General features: G+C 66.5%; 15 protein-coding genes. All 15 read right to left on the bottom strand.

Annotated elements, in window-relative coordinates; all coding sequences use genetic code 11:
- Nucleotides 1-23: 23 nt before the first annotated feature.
- Complete coding sequence (rplE, locus tag ACFOY6_RS12350) at nucleotides 24-584, bottom strand: 50S ribosomal protein L5 (RefSeq protein WP_109517956.1); 561 nt, start codon at nucleotides 582-584, stop codon at nucleotides 24-26.
- Nucleotides 581-901 carry a 50S ribosomal protein L24 gene (rplX, locus tag ACFOY6_RS12355; protein ID WP_109517957.1) on the bottom strand — a complete coding sequence of 107 codons (321 nt, stop codon included), beginning with the start codon at nucleotides 899-901 and terminating at the stop codon, nucleotides 581-583. Before rplX ends, rplE begins: the two co-directional genes overlap by 4 nt.
- Nucleotides 902-904: 3 nt before the next feature.
- Nucleotides 905-1,273 carry a 50S ribosomal protein L14 gene (gene rplN, locus ACFOY6_RS12360; RefSeq protein WP_109517958.1) on the bottom strand — a complete coding sequence of 123 codons (369 nt, stop codon included), beginning with the start codon at nucleotides 1,271-1,273 and terminating at the stop codon, nucleotides 905-907.
- Between the two features lie 16 nt (nucleotides 1,274-1,289).
- Complete coding sequence (rpsQ, locus tag ACFOY6_RS12365) at nucleotides 1,290-1,586, bottom strand: 30S ribosomal protein S17 (RefSeq protein ID WP_109517959.1); 297 nt, start codon at nucleotides 1,584-1,586, stop codon at nucleotides 1,290-1,292.
- 16 nt (nucleotides 1,587-1,602) lie between these two features.
- Entirely contained in the window at nucleotides 1,603-1,809 is a 207-nt protein-coding gene (rpmC, locus tag ACFOY6_RS12370; RefSeq protein ID WP_109517960.1) for a 50S ribosomal protein L29, read from the bottom strand.
- Nucleotides 1,810-1,813: 4 nt separating this feature from the next.
- Nucleotides 1,814-2,236: a 50S ribosomal protein L16 gene (gene rplP / locus ACFOY6_RS12375; RefSeq protein WP_099096423.1), complete on the bottom strand. Its 423-nt coding sequence runs from the start codon at nucleotides 2,234-2,236 to the stop codon at nucleotides 1,814-1,816.
- Between the two features lie 12 nt (nucleotides 2,237-2,248).
- Nucleotides 2,249-2,926: a 30S ribosomal protein S3 gene (rpsC, locus tag ACFOY6_RS12380; protein WP_099096422.1), complete on the bottom strand. Its 678-nt coding sequence runs from the start codon at nucleotides 2,924-2,926 to the stop codon at nucleotides 2,249-2,251.
- Between the two features lie 2 nt (nucleotides 2,927-2,928).
- A complete protein-coding gene (gene rplV, locus ACFOY6_RS12385; RefSeq protein WP_109517961.1) occupies nucleotides 2,929-3,333 on the bottom strand; it encodes a 50S ribosomal protein L22 in 405 nt (134 codons plus the stop codon).
- A 3-nt stretch (nucleotides 3,334-3,336) separates the two neighbouring features.
- The gene (gene rpsS, locus ACFOY6_RS12390; protein ID WP_109517962.1) at nucleotides 3,337-3,615 is read right to left on the bottom strand and encodes a 30S ribosomal protein S19; all 279 of its coding nucleotides are present in this window, start codon (nucleotides 3,613-3,615) and stop codon (nucleotides 3,337-3,339) included.
- A 5-nt stretch (nucleotides 3,616-3,620) separates the two neighbouring features.
- Nucleotides 3,621-4,454 (bottom strand): 50S ribosomal protein L2, encoded by an 834-nt coding sequence (rplB, locus tag ACFOY6_RS12395; protein ID WP_109517963.1) that lies wholly within the window; start codon nucleotides 4,452-4,454, stop codon nucleotides 3,621-3,623.
- Nucleotides 4,455-4,458: 4 nt separating this feature from the next.
- Nucleotides 4,459-4,755, bottom strand: a complete 297-nt coding sequence (locus ACFOY6_RS12400) for a 50S ribosomal protein L23 (RefSeq protein ID WP_456316321.1) — start codon at nucleotides 4,753-4,755, stop codon at nucleotides 4,459-4,461.
- A 29-nt stretch (nucleotides 4,756-4,784) separates the two neighbouring features.
- Nucleotides 4,785-5,405, bottom strand: coding sequence for a 50S ribosomal protein L4 (rplD, locus tag ACFOY6_RS12405; RefSeq protein WP_109517965.1), 621 nt, complete (start codon nucleotides 5,403-5,405; stop codon nucleotides 4,785-4,787).
- Between the two features lie 10 nt (nucleotides 5,406-5,415).
- Nucleotides 5,416-6,102, bottom strand: coding sequence for a 50S ribosomal protein L3 (rplC, locus tag ACFOY6_RS12410; RefSeq protein ID WP_109517966.1), 687 nt, complete (start codon nucleotides 6,100-6,102; stop codon nucleotides 5,416-5,418).
- A gap of 20 nt (nucleotides 6,103-6,122) precedes the next feature.
- Entirely contained in the window at nucleotides 6,123-6,431 is a 309-nt protein-coding gene (rpsJ, locus tag ACFOY6_RS12415; protein ID WP_007004401.1) for a 30S ribosomal protein S10, read from the bottom strand.
- Between the two features lie 31 nt (nucleotides 6,432-6,462).
- On the bottom strand, nucleotides 6,463-6,557 hold a 95-nt coding region (locus ACFOY6_RS12420), incomplete at its 5' end, for an EF-Tu C-terminal domain-related protein (protein ID WP_379650991.1).

Genomic DNA, 6,557 nt, shown 5'->3' on the forward strand with positions numbered 1-6,557 from the left:
GGCACCTGGGCGGTTTTCCAAACTCAGTTGACGAAAGGAAGGTCGAAGCCCTTCAGCAGAGCCTTGGCTTCCTTGTCCGTCTTCGCCGTCGTGACGAACACGATGTCCATGCCGCGGACCACGTCCACCTTATCATAGCTGATTTCGGGGAACACGATCTGCTCCTTCAGGCCGAGGGCGTAGTTCCCGCGGCCGTCAAAGCCCTTATTACCCGGAAGGCCACGGAAGTCACGCATGCGCGGCAGCGCGATCGTCACCAGACGGTCGAGAAACTCGAACATCTTGGCGCGACGCAGCGTCACCTTGCAGCCGATGGCCTGGCCCTGGCGGATCTTGAAGCCGGCAATCGCCTTCTTCGCCAGGGTCTTCACCGGCTTCTGGCCCGCGATCACGGTCAGCTCGGCCAGCGCGGCATCGAGCTTCTTCTGATCGGCCGCGGCCTCGCCAACGCCCATGTTGATGACGATCTTGCTCAGCTTCGGAACCTGCATCGGGTTCTGGTAGCCGAACTGCTCCGTCAGGGCCTGGCGCAGCGTCTCAGCGTAAAGCTGCTGGAAACGGGGCAGTTCCTTGGCGTCGCTCATGCGTCAATCACCTCGCCCGAGGCCTTCGCGACCCGGACCTTCTTGCCGTCCTCAAGCACCTTGAAGCCGACGCGGGTCGGCTTATCGGACTTGGGATCGATCAGGGCGATGTTGGAGAGGTTCAGCGACGCTTCCTTCTCCACGATGCCGCCCTGCTGGCCCATGCCCTTCGGCTTGGTATGGCGCTTCACCATGTTCAGGCCCTGCACGACGGCACGGCCCTCGGCGGGCAGCACGCGCAGCACTTCGCCGCGCTTGCCCTTGTCCTTACCCGTCAGGATCTGGACGCGGTCGCCCTTCTTGATCTTCGCGGCCATGGATTACAGAACCTCCGGCGCCAGCGAGATGATCTTCATGAACTTCCGCGCGCGCAGCTCGCGCACGACGGGCCCGAAGATGCGGGTGCCGATCGGCTCGTTCTGCTTGTTCAGCAGCACGGCCGCGTTGCGATCGAAGCGGATGACGGTGCCGTCCTGACGGCGGACGGGATAGGCCGTCCGCACGATCACGGCGCGCTGCACGTCGCCCTTCTTCACCTTGCCGCGGGGAATCGCTTCCTTCACGGACACCACGATGACGTCGCCCACCGAGGCGGTGCGGCGCTTGGAGCCGCCCAGCACCTTGATGCACTGGACGCGGCGCGCGCCCGAGTTGTCGGCGACCTCGAGGTTGGACTCAACGATGATCATCGGTCAGTCTCGATTCTCAGGCCTGCGCGTCGGCGGCCACGGGGGCGCCCACGGTGAAGCCGGCCGTCTCGACCGCGGCGCCGTTGCGCTCGATCACCAGCCAGGTCTTCCGCTTGCTGATCGGGCGGCACTCCTCGATCGCCACGACATCGCCTTCCTTGCACAGGTTGGCGTCGTCATGCGCGGCGTACTTCTTCGAGCGCCGGATGAACTTCTTGTAGAGCGGATGCATCACGCGACGCTCGACAAGAACCGTGACGGTCTTGTCCATCTTGTCGCTAACCACCCGCCCGGTGAGGACGCGCTTCGGCATAGCCGGGGTCTCCTCGTCAGGCCTTGGCGGCCGAGCGGGACTGCTCGGCCAGGACGGTCTTAACACGGGCGATGTCGCGGCGCACCACCTTGATGCGGGAAACCGCCTCAAGCTGGCCCGTCGCGCGCTGGAAGCGCAGGTTGAACTGCTCCTTGCGGAGGTCCAGCAACATCGTCTTCAGCTCGTCCGCGCTCTTGGCGCGGACATCCACGATCTTGGTCATAGGATCAGGCCTCCGCCGCGCCCAGGCGGGTCACGAGCTTGGTCTTGATCGGCAGCTTCGCCGCACCGAGGGTCAGCGCCTCGCGCGCCGTCTCGAGCGAGACGCCGTCGATCTCGAACATGATGCGACCAGGCTTGACGCGGGCCGCCCAGTACTCCGGCGCGCCCTTGCCCGAACCCATGCGGACTTCCGCCGGCTTCGTGGAGACGGGAACGTCGGGGAAGATGCGGATCCACACCCGGCCCTGGCGCTTCATGGCGCGGGTGATGGCACGACGCGCGGCCTCGATCTGGCGCGCGGTGACGCGCTCCGGCTCGAGCGCCTTCAGGCCGAAGCCGCCGAAGGACAGCGTGAAGCCGCCCTTCGCCACGCCCTTGATACGGCCCTTGTGCGCCTTACGGAACTTCGTGCGCTTCGGGGAAAGCATTGTCCGTTATCCTCAGCGCTGCGGCGCCTGCTCCGCCGCGCGCTTATCCTGCGCGAGCGGGTCGTGCGCCATGATCTCGCCCTTGAAGATCCAGACCTTCACACCGCAGGTGCCGTAGGTGGTCTTCGCGGTCGCCGTGCCATAGTCGATATCCGCGCGGAGGGTATGCAGGGGCACGCGGCCCTCGCGGTACCACTCCATCCGGGCAATCTCGGCGCCGCCCAGGCGGCCGCCGCAATTGATCCGGATGCCGCCGGCGCCGAGGCGCATGGCGGACTGCACGGCGCGCTTCATCGCGCGGCGGAACGCCACGCGGCGCTCCAGCTGCTGCGCGATGCTCTCGGCAACCAGCTGCGCCTCGATCTCCGGCTTGCGGATCTCGACGATGTTCAGCGCCACCTCGGCCCCGGCCAGCTTGGCCAGATCCTTGCGCAGAACCTCGATGTCGGCGCCCTTTTTGCCGATCACGACGCCCGGGCGGGCGGCGTGGATCGTCACGCGCGGCTTCTTCGCCGGGCGCTCGATGATCACCTTCGACACGCCGGCGCCCTTCAGGCGCGACTTCAGCGTGTTGCGAAGCTTCAGGTCATCGTGCAGCAGCCGGGAATAGTCGGCATCGGCGAACCAGCGGGAATCCCAGGTCCGGTTGATGCCGAGCCGCAGCCCGATCGGATTGACTTTATGGCCCATGTTTACGCGGCCTCCTGCTGCGCCGGCTCGGCGTCCGCCTGCTTCTCGGCAACCACGATGGACAGGTGGCTGAACCACTTCTCCACGCGGGCCGCCTTGCCGCGGCCGCGCGCGTGGAAGCGCTTCATCACGATGGCGCGGCCCACTTCCACCTTCGACACGACCAGGCGGTCGACGTCGAGCTGGTGGTTGTTCTCCGCGTTCGCGATGGCGCTCTCCAGCGTCGCCTTCACCGTCTGCGCGATGCGGCGCTTGGAGAAGGTCAGGATCGCCACCGCGTCCTGCGCCTTCTTCCCACGGATCAGCCCGGCGGCCAGGTTGAGCTTGTAGGGCGAGACCCGGATGTTCCGGGTCACGGCCTTCGCCTCGGTCTCGGCGAGCGTGCGCTCGTGCTTTGGCTTGCTCATCGCTTAGCCCCGCTTCGCCTTCTTGTCCGAGGAGTGCCCGGTGAAGGTGCGCGTCGGCGAGAACTCGCCGAACTTATGGCCCACCATGTTCTCGGACACCTGGACGGGAATGAACTTCTTGCCGTTGTAGACACCGAAGGTCAGCCCGACGAACTGCGGCAGGATCGTGCTGCGACGCGACCAGATCTTGATGATCTCGTTGCGCGTCGACGCACGGGCCGCGTCCGCCTTGTTCAGCAGGTAGCCGTCGACGAACGGCCCCTTCCAGACACTGCGCGACATCGCGGTCAGCCCTTCGTCACGTTGCGGCGACGGACGATCAGCTTGTCCGTGCGCTTGTTGGTGCGGGTCTTGTAGCCCTTGGTCGGCTTGCCCCACGGCGTCACCGGGTGGCGGCCACCCGAGGTCCGGCCCTCGCCACCACCATGCGGGTGGTCGACCGGGTTCATGACGACGCCGCGCTGATGCGGCTTGCGGCCCAGCCAGCGCGAGCGGCCGGCCTTGCCGATATGCTGGTTCTGGTTGTCCGGGTTGGACACCGCACCGATCGAGGCCATGCACTCGCCACGCACCAGGCGCAGCTCACCGGACATCAGCTTCACCTGCGCGTAGCCGGCGTCCTTGCCGACGAGCTGCCCGTAGGTGCCGGCCGAGCGGGCGATCTTGCCACCCGCGCCGGGCTTCATCTCGATGTTGTAGATGATCGTGCCGACCGGGATCGAGCCGAGCGGCATCGCGTTGCCCGGCTTGATGTCCACACGCTCACCGGCCACGACCGTGTCGCCCACCTTCAGGCGCTGCGGCGCGAGGATGTAGGCGAGCTCGCCGTCCTCGTACTTCAGCAGCGCGATGAAGGCGGTGCGGTTCGGGTCGTATTCCAGCCGCTCCACGGTGGCCGGCACATCGAACTTGCGGCGCTTGAAATCAACGACGCGGTAGCTCTGCTTGTGCCCGCCGCCCCGGAACCGGACGGTGATGCGGCCATGATTGTTGCGGCCGCCGGAGTGGCTCTTGCCCTCCGTCAGCTGCTTGACCGGCTTGCCCTTGTACAGCTCGGAACGATCGATGAGGATCGTGCCGCGCAGGCTCGGGGTGACCGGGTTAAAGTGCTTCAGCGCCATGGCGTTAAGCGAGCCCCGTGGTGAGGTCGATGCTCTGGCCCTCGGCCAGGCGGACGACCGCCTTCTTCCAGTCGGAGCGCACGCCCTCACGGCCGCGCACCCGCTTGGTCTTGCCCTTCATGACGAGGGTGTTCACGGCGACGACCGTCACCCCGAACAGGCCCTCGACGGAGGCCTTGATCTCCGGCTTCGAGGCAGTCAGCGGCACCTTGAAGGTGACCTGGTTCTGCTCCGCGAGGCCGGTGGCCTTCTCGGTGATGACCGGCGCGAGGATGGTCAGATACATCTTCTCGCGCGAGATCACGGGCTTCTTCTTGGTCGCGGTCTCGCTCATGCCAGCCGCTCCTTCAGAGCCTCGACGGCTTGGCGGGTCACCGCCAGCACGTCATGCTTCAGAATGTCGTAAACGTTGGCGCCCAGCGTGGGCAGCACGTTCACGTTCGGAAGGTTGCGCACGGCACGGCCGAAGCCGTCCTCGACCGACGCATCCACCACCAGCGCGCTCTTCCAGCCCAGCGCCTTGACCTTGGAGGCCATGGCGGAGGTCTTGGCGGCGTCGCCGAGCGAGGCGGTGTCGAGGACGATCAGCTTGCCCTCGGCGGCCTTCTGGCTCAGCGCGCTGATCAGGCCCAGGCGGCGGACCTTCTTGTTCAGCGAGTAGCCGTGGTCGCGCACGACGGGGCCGTGCACGGCGCCACCGGTGCGGAACTGCGGCGCGCGGAGCGAGCCCTGGCGCGCGTTACCGGTGCCCTTCTGCCGATACGGCTTCTTGGTCGTCCCGGAAACCTCGCCCATGCCCTTCACCTTGTGGGTGCCGGCGCGGCGCTTGGCGAGCTGCCAGTGCACCACGCGCGCCATGATGTCGGCGCGGGGGGAGGCGGCGAACAGCGCGTCCGGGAGGTCGATCTCGCCGGCCTGACCGTTGTCCAGGGTGATGACAGGAACCTGCATGTCCTTACCCTCAGGCCACGGCCGCGGGGAACGGCGCGTCGGCATGGCGCGACACCTTCACGGCGTCACGAACCAGCACATACCCGCCCTTCGCACCAGGCACCGCGCCCTTGACCATCAGCAGGCCCTTGTCGAGGTCGAAACCGGCGACCTCCAGGTTCTGCGTGGTCACGCGCTCAACGCCCAGATGGCCAGCCATCTTCTTGTTCTTGAAGGTCTTGCCCGGATCCTGACGGTTGCCCGTCGAACCGTGGCTACGGTGCGAGATCGACACGCCGTGCGAGGCCTCGAGGCCGGAGAAGTTCCAGCGCTTCATGGCGCCGGCAAACCCCTTGCCCTTCGAGGTGCCCGTCACGTCGACGATCTGGCCCTTCACGAAGTGATTCGCGGAGAGCTTCGCGCCGGGCTCCAGCATGGCGTCAGCCGCCACGCGGAACTCCACGACCTTCTTCGGCGCCTCGACACCCGCCTTGGCGAAGTGACCCTTGTTGGGCTTCGAGACATTCTTCGGCTTCGCCTGGCCGAAGCCAAGCTGAACCGCATTGTAACCGTCCTTCTCTTCCGTGCGGGCGGCCACCACGCGCACCTGATCCAGGTGCAGCACGGTAACGGGCACGGTCGAGCCGTCGTCGTTGAACAGCCGGGTCATACCCAGCTTCTTCGCGATCAGGCCGGTGCGACCATTCTTCGCGGCCATGGCAGATTGCTCCCCGGGCCTTAGAGCTTGATCTCGACGTCCACGCCGGCGGCCAGGTCGAGCTTCATCAGCGCGTCCACGGTCTGCGGAGTGGGGTCGACGATATCAAGCAGACGCCGATGAGTCCGGATCTCGAACTGCTCACGGCTCTTCTTGTCGACGTGCGGCGAGCGGTTCACGGTGAAACGCTCGATTTCCGTCGGCAGCGGGATGGGCCCACGCACGCGCGCGCCCGTCCGCTTCGCGGTGTTGACGATCTCCCGCGTGCTGCCATCCAGCACGCGGTGATCGAACGCCTTGAGGCGGATGCGGATGTTCTGGCTGTCCATGTCTGGCGCCTGTCTCTTCTTCCGCTGCCGCTTACTTGCTGATGGAGGCGACGACGCCGGCGCCGACGGTGCGGCCGCCCTCGCGGATGGCGAAGCGCAGGCCCTGGTCCATCGCGATCGGCGCGA

This window comes from Teichococcus aestuarii (assembly GCF_042651065.1).
GTDB classification, from domain to species: domain Bacteria; phylum Pseudomonadota; class Alphaproteobacteria; order Acetobacterales; family Acetobacteraceae; genus Pseudoroseomonas; species Pseudoroseomonas aestuarii.

Bases quoted from the DNA above. Each gene is read 5' to 3' on its own strand.
- rplD (WP_109517965.1), bottom strand. From the start codon at position 5,405: ATGCAGGTTCCTGTCATCACCCTGGACAACGGTCAGGCCGGCGAGATC.
- rplB (WP_109517963.1), bottom strand. From the start codon at position 4,454: ATGGCGCTGAAGCACTTTAACCCGGTCACCCCGAGCCTGCGCGGCACG.
- rplV (WP_109517961.1), bottom strand. From the start codon at position 3,333: ATGAGCAAGCCAAAGCACGAGCGCACGCTCGCCGAGACCGAGGCGAAG.
- rplP (WP_099096423.1), bottom strand. From the start codon at position 2,236: ATGCTTTCCCCGAAGCGCACGAAGTTCCGTAAGGCGCACAAGGGCCGT.
- rplE (WP_109517956.1), bottom strand. From the start codon at position 584: ATGAGCGACGCCAAGGAACTGCCCCGTTTCCAGCAGCTTTACGCTGAG.
- rpsS (WP_109517962.1), bottom strand. From the start codon at position 3,615: ATGTCGCGCAGTGTCTGGAAGGGGCCGTTCGTCGACGGCTACCTGCTG.
- rplN (WP_109517958.1), bottom strand. From the start codon at position 1,273: ATGATCATCGTTGAGTCCAACCTCGAGGTCGCCGACAACTCGGGCGCG.
- rpsC (WP_099096422.1), bottom strand. From the start codon at position 2,926: ATGGGCCATAAAGTCAATCCGATCGGGCTGCGGCTCGGCATCAACCGG.
- rplC (WP_109517966.1), bottom strand. From the start codon at position 6,102: ATGGCCGCGAAGAATGGTCGCACCGGCCTGATCGCGAAGAAGCTGGGT.
- rplX (WP_109517957.1), bottom strand. From the start codon at position 901: ATGGCCGCGAAGATCAAGAAGGGCGACCGCGTCCAGATCCTGACGGGT.
- rpsQ (WP_109517959.1), bottom strand. From the start codon at position 1,586: ATGCCGAAGCGCGTCCTCACCGGGCGGGTGGTTAGCGACAAGATGGAC.
- rpmC (WP_109517960.1), bottom strand. From the start codon at position 1,809: ATGACCAAGATCGTGGATGTCCGCGCCAAGAGCGCGGACGAGCTGAAG.
- rpsJ (WP_007004401.1), bottom strand. From the start codon at position 6,431: ATGGACAGCCAGAACATCCGCATCCGCCTCAAGGCGTTCGATCACCGC.